The following is a 15,240-nucleotide window of genomic DNA, read 5'->3' as shown; positions in this document are numbered from 1 at the left end:
AACACCTGGACCATGCTGTGATCGTGAACACCGTGTCGTGCGGCGCCGTAGTGCTGGATACTGCGGGCAGCCGCCCCCGGTGACCGGTGCCGGGCGCGGTGAGCTGGAGGGGACGGTTCGCGTGAGCGAGATACCAGCGAAGGCCACGGAGTCCGAGGACCCGTCGGGCGGCGCGAGGAACCAGGCCGCGGAGGCTGCCGCCGCGCCCGGCGACGCCATGTGGCAGAGCAGTCCGCCCGGCTCGATCTACGACTACATCCGGGTCGCGTCCTTCTCCATCAGCACCGGCGGCGTGGTCGACCAGTGGAGCCTGCGCGCCGAGCAGCTCTTCGGCATCCCCGCCGAACGCGCGGTCGGCATGGACCCCATAGAGGCCTTCATCGACCCCGACCTGCGCGAGCGCGGCCAGCGCAAGATGGCCGAGATCCTCGACGGGCGGGAGTGGACCGGGGTTGTGCCCTTCCGGATGCCGGACCGGCCCGACGGCACGCGCGGCCAGGAGGGGCTGGCCGAGGTCTACGTCATGCCCACCCGGACCGCCGAGGGCGAGAAGGCCGCCGTCTGCATCGTGGTCGACGTCCGCACCCTCCGCAGCATCGAGACCGACCTCGCCGCGTCACAGGCGATCTTCGGCCAGTCCCCGTTCGGATTCCTGCTGATCGACACCGATCTGAGGGTCCGTCGGGCCAACGAGCGGTTCGCCTCCATCTTCGGCGGAACCCCGGACGACCACCGGGGCAGGGGGGTGCACGACTATCTGGCGCGCGGTGAGGCGGAGCGGGTGTCGGCCACCCTGCGACGGGTGCTGGAAACCGGCCAGTCCATCACCGACATGCATGTCACCGGCCATGTCCCGGACTCCGCGGAGCGCCGGCACTGGTCGGTCAACCTCTACCGGGTGCACGGCGGCAGCGGCCGGCCCATGGGCATCGCCTGGCTCGGGACCGACATCACCGCCCGCCGGGCCGCCGCCCGCGAGGCGGCCGCCGCCCGGCGCAACCTCGCCCTGCTCAACGAGGCCGGGGCCCGCATAGGGAACTCCCTCGACCTGGAGACCACGGCCCGCGAACTGCTCGACGTCGTCGTCCCCGGCTTCTGCGACCTCGCCACCGTCGACCTCTACCAGGGCCTGCTGACCGGTGACGAGACCCCGCCCGGCCTCGCCGACGGCAGCGCCGAGCTGCGCCGGGTCGCCTTCGCCAGCGCCGTCTCCGGCGCCCCGTTCCGGGGCGGCGGCGAACCGGTCGCGCTCGGCGCGGTCCACCACTTCCCCTTCAACTCGCCGTGCGCCGACGCCCTGCGCACCGCCCGGCTGCAGTTCGTGCCCGCCGAGGACGGCGGCCTCGTGCAGTCCACGCTGGCCGTGCCGATGGTCGCGCACGACACCGTCGTGGGCCTCGCGCAGTTCGCCCGCACCAAGGGCAGCGAGCCGTTCGGCGACCGCGACCGGGACCTGGCGGTGGAACTGGCCGCGCGCGCGGCCGTCTGCATCGACAACGCGCGCCTGTACCGGCGCGAGCACGAGCGGGCGCTGATCCTGCAGCGGTCCCTGCTCCCGCCCGGTGACCCCGAGGCCTCCGGGCTGGACATCGCCTGCCGCTATCTGCCCGGCAACGCGGCCACCGAGGTGGGCGGCGACTGGTTCGACGTGATCGAACTGCCCGGTCACCGCACGGCGTTGGTGGTCGGCGACGTGATGGGCCGCGGCCTGCGAGCGGCCGTGGCGATGGGCGAACTCCGCACGGCGGTACGGACGTTGGCGCTGCTGGACCTCGAACCGGCCGAAGTGCTCTCGGCGCTGGACGAGATCGCCCGGGGGCTCGGCACCCCGGGGGGTGTGCAGCAGGCCGGCCGCACGGCCCGCCAGCCGCGCGACGCCGACCTGTCCGAGGTCTACCTCGCGACCTGCGTGTACGCGGTGTACGACTCGGTCACCAGACGCTGTACGTTCGCCAACGCCGGGCATCTGCCGCCGGTCCTGGTCGAGCCCGGTGAGCCGGCGCTGATGCTGGACGTGCCGCCCGGCATGCCGCTGGGCGTGGGCGGCGAGCCCTTCGAGGAGGTGGAGGTGGAACTCCCGGAGGGAGCCTTGCTCGCCCTGTACACGGACGGTCTGGTCGAGTCCCGCGACCATCCGCTGGACGAGGGTCTGCAGGCCTTCGTCGGCGCGCTCAGCGATCCGGCGCCGCAGCTGGAGGACGTCTGCGACCACGTCCTCAACACCCTCGACACCCATCACGGCGAGGACGACATCGCGCTGCTGATGGCGCGGGTGCAGGGGCTGCCGGCCGAGTCCGTCGGCGACTGGACGCTGCCGCGCGAGCCCAAGAGCGTGGGGCGGGCGCGGGAGTACACCCGGGCGCAGCTGGTCAGCTGGGACCTGGAGGCGCTGGTCGACACGACGGAACTGCTCGTCAGCGAGCTGGTCACCAACGCACTGCGGTACGGCGAGGGGGACATCCGGCTGCGGCTGCTGCTGGACCGGACGCTGGTCTGCGAGGTGTGGGACTCCGGCCTGGTCCAGCCGCGCCGCCGCCGGGCCCGGGACACGGACGAGGGGGGCCGGGGTCTGCAGCTGGTCGGGTTGCTCAGCGCGGCGTGGGGTTCGCGCCGGACGCCCCGCGGCAAGACGGTGTGGTTCGAGCTGCCGCTCCCCGGCGCGGAAACGGGCCTGACAGACCCGGCGGAAGCGCTGCTGAGCCTCTTCTGACGGGCGAGCGGGCCGGCCGGTCACGGCTCTGTCCGGCGGCGGTCCCTGGTCTCCGGGCCTCCGTAGCTCGCCGGTGAGGTGCCGGTCCCGGCGTCCGCCAGAAGTACGCCGCCCAGGAGCGCGCCGGTCAGGCCCGGGGTGTCCTGGGCGGCGGCCGGCCGCGGGGTGCCGTGGGTGCGCACGTCGCGTTCGGACAGCTCCCGGGCCTCCCGGGCCGCGGTGCCGGCCCGGTCGGTGTCCCCGGCGGCCAGTTCGCGTACCGCCTCGGCCAGGCGGACCCGGGCCGTCGGGCCCACCGCGCCGCGGTGCACCGCGATGAACTCCTCCGCCCCGGCGACGGAGCCGCGCGCCACGAGCAGCGCCGCCGCGGCCACGACACCCGCGCGGCCGTCCTCCAGCCGCCGTACCGCCCGCGTGACCCGGTGCAGCGCGTCCAGCGGGTCGCAGGGGCCCGGGATCATCTCGTCGCGTACGACGGCCAGCACGGTGTCGGCGTGGGACAGCCGGGCGTGCAGTTCGCCGCTGGTCAAAGGCTTGCGGGCGCCCTCGTTGCGGGCCGCCGCCAGCTCCGCCTCCGCGCCGGTCAGCGTGGCCGGAAGCAGCCGGGCGGCCTCCGCCAGCTCCGCCGCCAGGCGTTCCACCCCGGATATCAGGATCCCGGCCTGGGCCACCGCGCCCTCGGCCGCGCGCAGGTGCCGGGCGGCCCGTTCGCCGTCGGTCCGGTCGGCCGCCTGGCGGGCCTCGTTGAGCCGGGCGGTGGCGAACACCAGCCGGTCCTTGGCCTGTTCCACGTACCCGGTGACCGGGTCCAGGGCGGACGGTGCGTACCGCTCGCCCAGCGCGGCCAGCAGGTCCTGCGCGGTCACGGTCCGTCCCGCCAGTTCCCGGAACCGTCCCTCGGCGACGTCCAGCGCCCCGTCCAGCCCCGGCCCCTCCAGCCCCCGCAGAAGATCCAGCTCCGCAGCCTCCGCGTCCAGTCTGCGCCCGGCCTCCGCGCACCGGCCGATCACCCCCACCAGCGCCTGCCGCCGGGCCGCGGCATCCGCCGGCACCCCCTGCTCGTACCGCCGCCAGATCGCGCACGCGGCCGACAGCTCGGTCTCCGCCGCCCGCAGGGCGTGCGCGAAGCCCTCGGTGTCCGGCCGCGGGAACCGCTCCTGGACGAAGGACAGTTCCTCCCTGCTGGTGCGGACGCAGTCGTCGGCCAGCACCAGCGCGGCGCGGGCCTGGCGCTCGAAGTCGGCCGGGGTGGGGGCGGGCGGTACGGCGGAGACGATCCCCGGGGTCGTACGGGTACGGGCGCGCCGGGTGCGGCGCAGCCAGCCGTACCCGGCCAGCACCACGGCCGTGACCCCCGCGACGAGGGGCAGGACGAGATCCGCGGTGGAGGTACCGCCCTGCTGCGGCGCGGCGGCGCCCGCGACCGCCCCGGCGGGCGCCACGGGAACCGGATCCTGCGCGTCTGCCGTCATCACCGGCAACACCAGCCACAGGACCCCGGCAACGGCACCCAGCACGGCATGCGCCACCTGTATCCGTATGTGCGCCGTGGCGCGCCGGGGCCGGCCCCGGATCAGGGAGGACGTCACATTTCGGAGCGTATGGGCAGGTAGGCCCCTCCGCGAGCGGGACGGATACGGGCGGGGGACGAGGGAACAGGGGGCAGGAAAGGGACGACGAGACCGGGCGCCGCGTGGACCGGGCACCCGAGGGCGTCGACGGTGAGGCCAACGTGGACCTCGCGGCGGCGGACGCGGACTGGCGCGCCTACCGGGAGAACTGGGTTCGCCGACCCGGCCGTACCGTCACGACGGCCTCCTCCTGATCTTCGAGCCGAGCCACACCAGCGGGTCGTACTTGCGGTCGACCGCCCGCTCCTTCATCGGGATCAGCGCGTTGTCGGTGATGTGGATGCCCTCCGGGCAGACCTCCGTGCAGCACTTGGTGATGTTGCAGTAGCCGAGTCCGTGTTCGTCCTGGGCCGTGCGCCCCCGGTCCAGGCCGGTCTCGGCGGCGGCGTCCAGCGGGTGCATGTCCAGCTCGGCGATCCGCATCAGGAAGCGCGGGCCCGCGAACGCCGTCTTGTTCTCCTCGTGGTCGCGCACCACATGGCAGGTGTCCTGGCACAGGAAGCACTCGATGCACTTGCGGAACTCCTGCGAGCGGTCCACGTCCTCCTGCATCATCCTGTACTCACCGGGGCCGAGCCCGGCCGGCGGTACGAAGGCCGGGACCTCCCTGGCCTTCTGGTAGTTGAAGCCGACGTCCGTCACCAGGTCGCGGACCACGGGGAAGGCACGCAGGGGGGTCACGGTGATCGTCTCGTCGCGGGTGAACACCGACATGCGGGTCATGCACATCAGCCGCGGCCGGCCGTTGATCTCCGCCGAGCACGAACCGCACTTGCCCGCCTTGCAGTTCCAGCGCACGGCCAGGTCGGGGGCCTGGGTGGCCTGGAGGCGGTGGATGATGTCGAGGACCACCTCGCCGTCGTTCACCTCGACGGTGAAGTCCCGAAGGCCCCCGCCCTCGACGTCACCCCGCCACACCTTGAAGCGGGCCTCGTAGCTGCTCACTCGTACAGCTCCTCTTCGGCGAGGTACTTGACCAGCTCCTCCTTCTCGAAGAGGGCGAGCAGGTCCGGGCGGATGGGGTCGGTGGTCTCGCGGGTGAGGTCGATCTGGCCCCGGTCGGGGTCGGCCGCGGCGGGCGTGCCGGTGAGCGTGCACAGGAGGTTCACCTTGCGCCAGGACCGCTCCATCGTGGGATGGTCCTCGCGGGTGTGGCCGCCGCGCGACTCGGTGCGCTCCAGTGCCGCGCGGGCCACGCACTCGCTGACCAGCAGCATGTTCCTGAGATCCAGGGCGAGATGCCAGCCCGGGTTGAACTGGCGGTGGCCCTCCACGCCGGCCCGCCGGGCCCGGGCGCGCAGCTCGCCGAGCCTGTGCAGGGCCTGCTCCATCTCGCCCTCGCGGCGGATGATGCCGACCAGGTCGTTCATGGTCTGCTGCAGTTCCTGGTGCAGGGTGTACGGGTTCTCCGGCGGGCCCGCCTCGCCCTCCTCGCCCTCTTGGTCTGCCTCCGCGGAGAAGGGGCGCAGTGCCTCGGCGGACGCCGAGTCGACCTGGGCGTCGTCGACGACCGGGCGGCTGCCGGCGAGCCGCGCCGCGTGCTCGGCCGCGTGCCAGCCCGCCCGCCGCCCGAACACCAGCAGGTCGGACAGGGAGTTGCCGCCGAGCCGGTTGGAGCCGTGCATGCCGCCGGCCACCTCACCGGCCGCGAACAGCCCCGGCACCCCGCGCGCGGCCGCCGTGTCGGAGTCGACCGCGATGCCGCCCATCACGTAGTGACAGGTCGGGCCGACCTCCATCGCCTCCGCCGTGATGTCGACGTCCGCCAGCTCCTTGAACTGGTGGTACATCGAGGGCAGCCGGCGGCGGACGACCTCGGCGGGCATGCGCGTGGAGACGTCCAGGAAGACCCCGCCGTGCGGCGAGCCCCGGCCGGCCTTCACCTCGGAGTTGATCGCGCGGGCCACCTCGTCGCGGGGGAGCAGCTCCGGTGGCCGCCGGTTGTGGTCCGGGTCCTCGTACCACCGGTCGGCCTCCTCCTCCGACTCGGCGTACTTCTCCTTGAACACGTCCGGGATGTAGTCGAACATGAACCGCTTGCCGTCGGAGTTCCTGAGCACCCCGCCGTCCCCGCGCACCGACTCGGTGACGAGGATGCCCTTCACCGACGGCGGCCAGACCATGCCCGTCGGGTGGAACTGCACGAACTCCATGTTGAGCAGGGGCGCCCCGGCCAGCAGCGCCAGTGCGTGCCCGTCGCCCGTGTACTCCCACGAGTTCGACGTCACCTTGAAGGACTTGCCGATCCCGCCGGTCGCGATCACGACCGCGGGGGCCTGAAGGACGAAGAAACGGCCGCTCTCGCGCTCGTACGCGAAGACGCCCGAGACGCGCTCCCCGTCCTTCAGGACCCTGGTGACCGTGCACTCCTGGAAGACCTTCAGCCGTGACTCGTGGTCCCCGGTCTCCTTGAAGTCCTCCTGCTGGAGGGCGACGATCTTCTGCTGGAGCGTGCGGATCAGCTCCAGGCCCGTGCGGTCGCCGACGTGGGCGAGGCGCGGGTACTCGTGGCCGCCGAAGTTGCGCTGCGAGATCCGGCCGTCCTTCGTACGGTCGAACAGCGCGCCCCAGGTCTCCAGTTCCCACACCCGGTCCGGGGCCTCCTGCGCGTGCAGCTCGGCCATCCGCCACTGGTTGAGGAACTTGCCGCCGCGCATCGTGTCGCGGAAGTGGACCTGCCAGGTGTCGTGCTCGTTGACGTTGGCCATGGCGGCCGCGATCCCGCCCTCGGCCATCACCGTGTGCGCCTTGCCGAACAGCGACTTGCAGATCACCGCCGTACGCGCGCCCCGCTCGCGCGCCTCGATCGCGGCCCGCAGCCCGGCGCCGCCGGCACCGACCACGACGACGTCCCACTCCTGCCGGTCCACCACGGACATCAGACGGCTCACCTGTTCCTAGAAGAAGCGCGGGTCGGCGAAGACCCCGGACGCGACCAGATAGACGTAGAAGTCGGCGAGCCACACGCTGAACAGCGACGCCCACGCCAGCAGCATGTGCCGGTCGTTGAGCCGGCCGACGAACTGCCACGCCCTGTAGCGCACGGGATGCTTGGAGAAGTGCTTGAGCTTGCCGCCGACGATGTGCCGGCACGAGTGGCAGGAGAGCGTGTACGCCCAGATCAGCACGATGTTGACCAGGAAGACGAGGGTGCCGAGGCCCATGTGGCCCCAGCGGTAGTGGGTGTCCCGGAAGGACAGCACGGTGTCGTAGGTCAGCACGCCGGCGACCAGCAGGGCGGCGTAGAAGAAGTACCGGTGGACGTTCTGCAGGATCAGCGGGAAGCGGGTCTCACCGGTGTACTTGCGGTGCGGCTCGGCAACCGCGCAGGCGGGCGGGGACGCCCAGAAGGCGCGGTAGTACGCCTTGCGGTAGTAGTAGCAGGTCAGCCGGAAGCCGAGCGGGAAGATCAGGATGATGATGGCGGGGGAGATGCCCCACCAGCTCCCGAACAGGTCCGCGTTCGGACCGGCGTGCATGGTCCGGCAGTTCTGCGCCAGGCAGGGCGAGTAGAACGGCGAGACGTACGGGGCCGCGTAGTAGTACTCGTTGGCGAAGGCCCGCCAGGTCGAATAGACGACGAAGGCGAACAGACCGGCCGCGGTGACGGCGGGCGCCAGCCACCAGCGGTCGGTCCGCAGATGCGGTGCTGCGATCGCGGCGCGCGTCGCGGTCCGTACGCCGCCGCTGTTCTGTTGGGGTTCCGTACCAGTGGCCAAGGCAGGGCTCCGGTAGGTCGGGGATCAGGGGGCGTGGCGGTCGCGGGCGCCCAGGCCTTCGTCGTCCGTGTCGATCCACAGGGAGCGGTCGTACGGCGTGTCGGAGATGGTGACGAGGTCGGGCCGGCGGGACATGCCGGAGGCGCCGGCGCTCTCCTTGAGCAGCCCGAGGCTTTCGCGCAGGTGGTCGGCGTCCATCCGGACCCGGCGGATCTCCAGGCCGTCGGTGCCGAGCTGGTGCTCCAGGCGCCCCAGCGAGCGGTTCAGTTCCTCGAGGGAGCGCTGGACCGAGGTGATGTCGTCGTGCACGGACATGGTGTGCCCTCACTTCCGCGGGTCCGGCGGGACCTTGGGCGGCAACGTTCATGCGCCTTGGAGTGTTGCGCGTCACACCTGCCGATGTGAAGGCATGTGCAGCGATTGGCGGAGGCGTACGGATGCATTGCGGTGGTGTTGCGCCACACGGGTGGGGTCACCACCCGTCGTCGCCGTGTCGCCCTCGGTTGCCGGATCCTTTCCTCTTCAGTGGGCCGCATAGATCTGATCAGCTCCATATACCGCCAAAAGTGATCATAACGCTCGCGGCTTCCCGGAGGTAGCAGAGATGTCCCACGACGGAGTCGGACCCAGGCCCAGCGCGGTCATGCGTGGGGCGCTCTTCCTCACCGCCGGCGCGCTGGCGGTGCCGTTCCTCGCCGGCTGCGGCTCCGACGACGAGGTCGTCAACAAGCCCCTCGCCGGACAGGACATCGCCCCGGTCTCCCGGAACCTGGTCGCCGACGGCGGCACGCTGAAGTGGGCCGTCGACGCCGTCCCCGAGACCCTCAACGCCTTCCAGGCCGACGCCGACGCCGGCACCACCCGGATCGCCCAGGCCGTCCTGCCGTCGATGTTCCGTCTCGACGCCGACGGGCGGCCGGTGCCCAATTCCGCGTATCTCGAGTCGGCCAAGGTCATCGCGACCGAGCCGCGCCAGGTCGTGCAGTACAAGCTGAACCAGCAGGCCGTGTGGAGCGACGGCCGGGAGATCGGGGCCGCCGACTTCCTCGCCCAGTGGCGCGCCCTGTCCGGCAAGAACAGCGCCTACTGGACCGCCCGCAACGCCGGCTACGACCGCATCGAGAAGATCGAGCGCGGCGCGAACGACCTCCAGGTCCGGGTCACGTTCTCCCGCCCCTACGCCGACTGGAAGTCGCTGTTCTCACCGCTGTACCCGAAGGACGTCATGGGCACCCCGGACGCCTTCAACGACGGCGCCCGCCGCAAGCTGAAGGTCACCGCCGGCCCCTTCACGCTCGGCAAGGTCGACACCGCCGCGAAGGACGTCGTCCTCACCCGCAACCCCCGCTGGTGGGGCCAGTCGGCGAAGCTGTCCGAGATCGTGCTGCACGCCGTACCCCGCGACAAGCGGGCCGCCGCGCTCGCCGACGGCAGCGTCGACGTCGCCGACCTCGACCCGGCCGAGGCCCAGCGGATCGGGCTCGCCGCCCAGGGCGCCGCGAACCCGCTCCAGGGCTCCGGCAGGACCTCGGTGAAGAAGCTGCGCTCCTGGGCGCTCGCGCACGGCCTCGGCCCCGGCAAAGACGCCGACCGGACGGAGCTGCGCAAGGCCATCAGCGACTATCTGGGCGAGCAGCAGGCGCTGGGCGGGTTCGACGTCCGCAGGTCGCTGGAGCCCGCCTACACCCAGCTCGCCCTCAACGGCTCCGAGGGGGCCCTCGCCGACGAACGGGTCCGCCGGGCCGTCGCCCGCGCCCTGGACCGCAGGCAACTGGCCCGGCTGGTGCTCACCCCGCTGGGCCTGCCCGCGGTCCCGGTCGGCAGCCACCTCGCCCTGGCCGGACAGGCCGACTACGCGGACAGCAGCGGCGCACTCGGCGAGCAGGACACCAAGGAGGCGGCGGCGCTGCTCGGCGACGCCGGCTGGGTGGCCGGCGGGCCGGTCAAGGAGCAGAAGAAGCCCGATAAGGCGGCCGGCTCCGAGAGCGACAAGAGTGATAAAGGCGACAAAAGCAGCAAAGAGGATCCGTCCGACGGCGGCAAGGACGGGCAGTACATCGTCGGCGAGGACGACAAGAGCGGGGGCCGCGGTGACGGCGGCGACCGGCGCCTGGCGCAGGAGAGCAGGCACGGGGGAGCACCCGGGGCCTACGCCCCCAAGGGCACGGCCGCCCCGGCCGGCCCGCCGGCCGGACCGCTCGCCAAGGACGGCAAGCCGCTCCTGCTGCGCTTCGTGCTGCCCACCGGCCCCGGCTCCGAGACCCTGGACGCGGTCGCCGGGCGGATCTCGGCCATGCTGGAGAAGGTCGGCATCCGGACGACGATCAGCAAGGTCTCGGACGACAGCTACTTCAAGGACCACATCGCCTCCGGCGACTACGACCTCGCGCTGTACTCGTGGCCCTCGTCCGCGTTCCCGGCGACCGACGCCCGGCCGATCTACGCCAAGCCGGTGCCCGCCGCCGACGGCTCGCTGAACGTCGAGCAGAACTACACGCGGGTCGGCACGGACCAGGTGGACCAGCTGTTCGACGAGGCCGCGGCGACCCTGGACGAGAACGAGGCGCGCTCACTGATCCACAAGGCGGACTCGCGGATCTGGGCGGCGGCCGGGTCCATTCCGCTGTTCCAGCGGCCCCAGCTGGTGGGGGTGAGGCGGAACATCGTCAACGCCGGCGCCTTCGGATTCCAGACGCCGGTCTACGAGGACATGGGCTTCCTGGAGAAGGGCGCGAAGGGTCCCCAGAGCCCCGAGGCCGGCCCGAAGAACTGACCTGCGCGCAGATGATCACACGGCCCTGAGGAGGCCGACTGTCCCGGGGCCACGTACCATGGGGTGAGGCCGTGGCGTGTCAAGCCCGGCAGGGCCCGCGTAACGCACACGTACGCGCAGGCTTTCCTCACCATCCGGGAGTACGGCAACCTATGACGGCGTCTTCTACGCGTCACGACATCCGCAACGTCGCCATCGTCGCCCACGTCGACCACGGCAAGACCACCATCGTCGACGGCATGCTGAAGCAGGCCGGCGCGTTCGCCGCCCACCAGCTCGACTCGGTCGACGACCGCATGATGGACTCGAACGACCTGGAGCGTGAGAAGGGCATCACGATCCTCGCCAAGAACACCGCGGTCAAGTACCACCCGAAGGACGGCGGGGACCCGATCACCATCAACATCATCGACACCCCCGGCCACGCCGACTTCGGCGGCGAGGTCGAGCGCGGTCTGTCGATGGTCGACGGTGTCGTGCTGCTGGTGGACGCCTCCGAGGGCCCGCTGCCGCAGACCCGGTTCGTGCTGCGCAAGGCCCTCCAGCAGCGCCTGCCCGTCATCCTGTGCATCAACAAGACGGACCGCCCGGACTCCCGCATCGACGAGGTCGTCAACGAGACCTACGACCTCTTCCTCGACCTGGACGCGGACGAGGAGCAGATCGAGTTCCCGATCGTCTACGCCTGCGGCCGTGACGGCATCGCCTCGCTGACCAAGCCGGAAAACGGCACGGTCCCGGCCGACAGCGACAGCCTCGAGCCGTTCTTCTCCACGATCCTGGAGCACATCCCGGCCCCGACGTACGACGAGGACGCGCCGCTGCAGGCCCACGTCACCAACCTCGACGCCGACAACTTCCTCGGCCGTATCGCGCTGCTCCGCGTCGAGCAGGGCGAGCTGCGCAAGGGCCAGACCGTCGCCTGGATCAAGCGCGACGGCTCCATCAGCAACGTGCGCATCTCCGAGCTGATGATGACCGAGGCGCTCACCCGCAAGCCGGCCGAGAAGGCCGGCCCGGGTGACATCTGCGCTGTCGCCGGCATCCCCGACATCATGATCGGTGAGACGCTCGCGGACCCCGAGAACCCCGTCCCGCTGCCGCTGATCACGGTCGACGAGCCCGCGATCTCCATGGTGATCGGTACGAACACCTCGCCGCTGGTCGGCCGGGGCGGCACCGGCAAGGGCGCCGACGCGAAGTCGGCCGTCAAGGACCGCAAGGTCACCGCCCGCCAGGTCAAGGACCGCCTCGACCGCGAGCTGATCGGTAACGTCTCCCTCCGCGTCCTGGAGACCGAGCGCCCCGACGCCTGGGAGGTGCAGGGCCGTGGTGAGCTGGCGCTCGCCATCCTGGTCGAGACCATGCGCCGGGAGGGCTACGAGCTGACGGTGGGCAAGCCGCAGGTCGTCACCAAGGACGTCGACGGCAAGGTCTACGAGCCGGTCGAGCGCATGACGGTCGACGTGCCCGAGGAGCACATGGGCGCCGTCACCCAGCTGATGGGTGTCCGCAAGGGCCGCATGGACAACATGTCCAACCACGGCTCCGGCTGGGTGCGCATGGAGTTCGTCGTGCCCTCGCGCGGTCTGATCGGTTTCCGGACCGAGTTCCTGACCCAGACCCGCGGCACGGGTATCGGCCACTCCATCCACGAGGGCCACGAGCCCTGGTTCGGCACGCTGCAGACCCGTAACAACGGCTCGCTGGTCGCCGACCGCTCCGGTGTCGTCACCGCTTTCGCGATGACGAACCTCCAGGAGCGCGGCGTGCTCTTCGTGGAGCCGGGCACCGAGGTGTACGAGGGCATGATCGTCGGTGAGAACTCCCGCGCCGACGACATGGACGTCAACATCACCAAGGAGAAGAAGCTCACCAACATGCGGTCGTCCACGGCCGATGTGGCCGAGTCGATCGTGCCGCCGCGCAAGCTGTCGCTCGAGCAGTCGCTGGAGTTCTGCCGTGACGACGAGTGCGTCGAGGTGACCCCGGAGGCCGTTCGCATCCGCAAGGTGAACCTGGACCAGCGTGAGCGGGCCCGCGCCGCCAGCCGCGCCAAGCACGGCTGACCCCTCCCGTTCGTGGCCCGAGGGCCTGCCCGGTCGTCGCCGGGCAGGCCCTCGCGCCGTTTCGGGCGCCGTCGGCAGTGGTCAGGTGCGTAGAGGGTTTTCCCTACAACAGGGCGTCAGATCCCTCAACGGGGGCCGGGCAGCCTTGCGGCGTTGTTAGAGTGACCGGATTCTGCGGCTTGTTGGGTCCTCGCGTCGGTCTGTCCCGGCGTCATCTCCGACACGTCCTGACACGACCGGCATGCCGCGTTGTGTCCCGGTGTGACGTGGATCGCGCTTGGCATGCCCACGTGGTCGTTTCGCGCAACCGGTTTTCTACCACCTCTTGTCCGCTATTCGGACACCAGAACCCGCTAGACGTGTAACAAGTCCGTTTCGCAGGGATCTTTCGCCTAACTGTTTGTCCGGATTTTGGAAGAAGTTCTCGGCAGGTGTGATCGAACCGAGACCTTGAAGGTGTGGTTCACGCCCGTTCGCATGGCAGATAGTTAGGCGCGTAGAGCTCGGATAAAAAAGGGTCACGCCGCTGGCGGCGCCGACTTACGAGCGCGGGGGCACTTGACGATTGCAAGCACCGGTGACGGTGACGCGTCTTGTGTCCCTCCATGTGGTGAACCAATGGACTCATTGAGGAGGAGCCCCATGCGTGGTGCCAAGGGCGCCAGGTGGGCCGCGGTCGCGATAGTCGTGGCCATGGGTGCGACCGCTTGTGGTGGCGGCGGAGACACTGGCAACGGCAATGCCGGCGGTAAGAACAACGGCGTGGTGTCGGTCGAGATCGGTCAGCCGCAGAACACGCTGGTCCCGTCGAACACGTACGAGACCGAGGGCGGCCAGGTCATCCACGCCCTGTTCACCGGTCTGACGAAGATCGACCCGAACAACAAGATCGTCAACGACGAGGCCCAGTCCATCACCACGAAGGACAACAAGGTCTGGACGATCAAGCTGAAGCCGGGCTACACCTTCCACAACGGCGAGGCGGTCACCGCGCAGTCCTACGTCGACGCCTGGAACTACGGCGCCGACCAGACCAACGCCCAGCAGACCAACGCCCTCTTCAGCCACATCGCGGGCTACACGGACCTCAACCCGGGCCCGAAGAAGACGGTCAAGACCCACACGCTGTCCGGCCTGAAGGCGGTCGACGCCAACACGCTGCAGGTCACCCTGACGGCGCCGTTCTCGGCGTTCCCGACCCAGCTGTCGTTCACCGGCTTCGTGCCGCTGCCGAAGGCGTTCTTCAAGGACCCCAAGGGCTTCGGCAAGAAGCCGATCGGCAACGGCCCCTACGAGGCGAAGACGTCCTTCGTCGACAACGAGGGCATCAGCCTGACCAAGTACGCCAAGTACCCCGACGCGTCCCAGTACAACGTCAAGGGCATCGACTTCAAGGTCTACTCGCAGCAGGACACCGCCTACAAGGACCTGGTCGCCGGCAACCTCGACGTCCTGCCGGTCATCCCGACCTCGGGTCTGGCCACGTACAAGAAGGACCTGCCGGGCCACACCATCGACGTCCCCGAGGGCGCGACCGGTTACATCGGCTTCCCGCTGAAGTACAACAAGGCCTTCGCGAACCCGAAGATCCGTCAGGCCATCTCCATGTCCATCGACCGGGACACCATCGCCTCGAAGGTGTTCCTCGGTGCCCGTACCGCGGCCGACGACTACGTTCCGCCGCTGATCGACGGCTACCGCAAGGGTGCCTGCGGTGAGGCGTGCACCTTCAACCCGACCAAGGCGAAGCAGCTCTTCACGGAGGCGGGCGGTCTGCCCGGCAACTCCCTGGAGATCGGCTACAACGCGGACGGCGACCACAAGGTCTGGGTCGAGGCCGTGGCCAACGAGATCCAGAAGTCCCTCGGCGTCAAGGTGACGGCCAAGCCGTTCGAGCAGTTCCAGTCCATCCTGAACGACCTGGACGCCAAGAAGTACCAGGGCGCCTTCCGTATGGGCTGGCAGATGGACTACCCGAACATGGAGGACTTCCTCCGCCCGGTGTTCTCCAAGGACGCCATCCAGAACGGCTCGAACTACGCCGGTTACACCAACGACCAGTTCGAGCAGCTGCTGAGCCAGGGCGACCAGGCGACCAGCCAGGCCGACGCCATCAAGAAGTACCAGGCCGCGGACGACGTCCTGCTCAAGGACCTGCCGTACATCCCGGTGTACTTCTACCGTCTGAACACGGGCTTCAGCAACAAGATCAGCTCGATGAACATCATCGCTCACCAGATCGACTGGACGAGCGTCAAGCTCGCCTGAGCGAAGCCGGAAACAGTGTCCGCGACGTGAAGTAACGGACCACGGGGTGGGCACGGGGAGCCGCCGGAGC

General features: G+C 70.3%; 10 protein-coding genes. 5 read left to right on the top strand and 5 right to left on the bottom strand.

The genetic code is table 11. The features are described 5' to 3' along the window. Nucleotides 1-121: 121 nt before the first annotated feature. Nucleotides 122-2,710 (top strand): SpoIIE family protein phosphatase, encoded by a 2,589-nt coding sequence (locus tag A6P39_RS16905; protein WP_067047369.1) that lies wholly within the window; start codon nucleotides 122-124, stop codon nucleotides 2,708-2,710. 20 nt (nucleotides 2,711-2,730) lie between these two features. On the opposite strand, the gene A6P39_RS16900 is transcribed toward A6P39_RS16905, so the two are convergent. Beyond that, nucleotides 2,731-4,299, bottom strand: a complete 1,569-nt coding sequence (locus A6P39_RS16900) for a hypothetical protein (protein ID WP_067047366.1) — start codon at nucleotides 4,297-4,299, stop codon at nucleotides 2,731-2,733. A 104-nt stretch (nucleotides 4,300-4,403) separates the two neighbouring features. Here A6P39_RS16900 and A6P39_RS16895 point away from each other — a divergent pair, with 104 nt between their 5' ends. Continuing rightward, entirely contained in the window at nucleotides 4,404-4,535 is a 132-nt protein-coding gene (locus A6P39_RS16895) for a hypothetical protein (RefSeq protein ID WP_267893330.1), read from the top strand. On the opposite strand, the gene A6P39_RS16890 is transcribed toward A6P39_RS16895, so the two are convergent. The 4 genes from A6P39_RS16890 to A6P39_RS16875 are packed head-to-tail and all read right to left on the bottom strand — an operon-like array spanning nucleotide 4,516 to nucleotide 8,375. Continuing rightward, nucleotides 4,516-5,286 carry a succinate dehydrogenase/fumarate reductase iron-sulfur subunit gene (locus A6P39_RS16890; RefSeq protein ID WP_067047363.1) on the bottom strand — a complete coding sequence of 257 codons (771 nt, stop codon included), beginning with the start codon at nucleotides 5,284-5,286 and terminating at the stop codon, nucleotides 4,516-4,518. The genes A6P39_RS16895 and A6P39_RS16890 overlap by 20 nt on opposite strands. After that, entirely contained in the window at nucleotides 5,283-7,220 is a 1,938-nt protein-coding gene (locus tag A6P39_RS16885; RefSeq protein ID WP_067047360.1) for a fumarate reductase/succinate dehydrogenase flavoprotein subunit, read from the bottom strand. The genes A6P39_RS16890 and A6P39_RS16885 overlap by 4 nt, the downstream gene beginning before the upstream one ends. A gap of 18 nt (nucleotides 7,221-7,238) precedes the next feature. After that, a complete protein-coding gene (locus A6P39_RS16880; protein ID WP_067047358.1) occupies nucleotides 7,239-8,060 on the bottom strand; it encodes a hypothetical protein in 822 nt (273 codons plus the stop codon). A gap of 24 nt (nucleotides 8,061-8,084) precedes the next feature. After that, nucleotides 8,085-8,375 (bottom strand): hypothetical protein, encoded by a 291-nt coding sequence (locus A6P39_RS16875; protein ID WP_067047355.1) that lies wholly within the window; start codon nucleotides 8,373-8,375, stop codon nucleotides 8,085-8,087. 289 nt (nucleotides 8,376-8,664) lie between these two features. On the opposite strand from A6P39_RS16875, the gene A6P39_RS16870 reads away from it, so the two are divergent. The 3 genes from A6P39_RS16870 to A6P39_RS16860 all read left to right on the top strand — a co-directional run bounded on the left by A6P39_RS16870 (nucleotide 8,665) and on the right by A6P39_RS16860 (nucleotide 15,170). Next, nucleotides 8,665-10,833 carry an ABC transporter family substrate-binding protein gene (locus A6P39_RS16870; RefSeq protein ID WP_067047352.1) on the top strand — a complete coding sequence of 723 codons (2,169 nt, stop codon included), beginning with the start codon at nucleotides 8,665-8,667 and terminating at the stop codon, nucleotides 10,831-10,833. A 152-nt stretch (nucleotides 10,834-10,985) separates the two neighbouring features. Continuing rightward, entirely contained in the window at nucleotides 10,986-12,902 is a 1,917-nt protein-coding gene (gene typA, locus A6P39_RS16865; RefSeq protein ID WP_275883866.1) for a translational GTPase TypA, read from the top strand. A gap of 642 nt (nucleotides 12,903-13,544) precedes the next feature. Beyond that, nucleotides 13,545-15,170, top strand: coding sequence for a peptide ABC transporter substrate-binding protein (locus A6P39_RS16860; RefSeq protein WP_067046956.1), 1,626 nt, complete (start codon nucleotides 13,545-13,547; stop codon nucleotides 15,168-15,170). Nucleotides 15,171-15,240 lie beyond the last annotated feature (70 nt).

It is taken from the genome of Streptomyces sp. FXJ1.172, assembly GCF_001636945.3.
Lineage (GTDB): Bacteria > Actinomycetota > Actinomycetes > Streptomycetales > Streptomycetaceae > Streptomyces.
Note: the sequence above shows the minus strand (reverse complement) of the source record. Positions and strands in the feature narration are given on the sequence as shown.

What these genes read in the sequence shown, in the direction of transcription:
- typA (WP_275883866.1), top strand. Translation starts at nt 10,986, where the DNA reads ATGACGGCGTCTTCTACGCGTCACGACATCCGCAACGTCGCCATCGTC.
- A6P39_RS16875 (WP_067047355.1), bottom strand. Translation starts at nt 8,375, where the DNA reads ATGTCCGTGCACGACGACATCACCTCGGTCCAGCGCTCCCTCGAGGAA.
- A6P39_RS16885 (WP_067047360.1), bottom strand. Translation starts at nt 7,220, where the DNA reads ATGTCCGTGGTGGACCGGCAGGAGTGGGACGTCGTCGTGGTCGGTGCC.
- A6P39_RS16860 (WP_067046956.1), top strand. Translation starts at nt 13,545, where the DNA reads ATGCGTGGTGCCAAGGGCGCCAGGTGGGCCGCGGTCGCGATAGTCGTG.
- A6P39_RS16870 (WP_067047352.1), top strand. Translation starts at nt 8,665, where the DNA reads ATGTCCCACGACGGAGTCGGACCCAGGCCCAGCGCGGTCATGCGTGGG.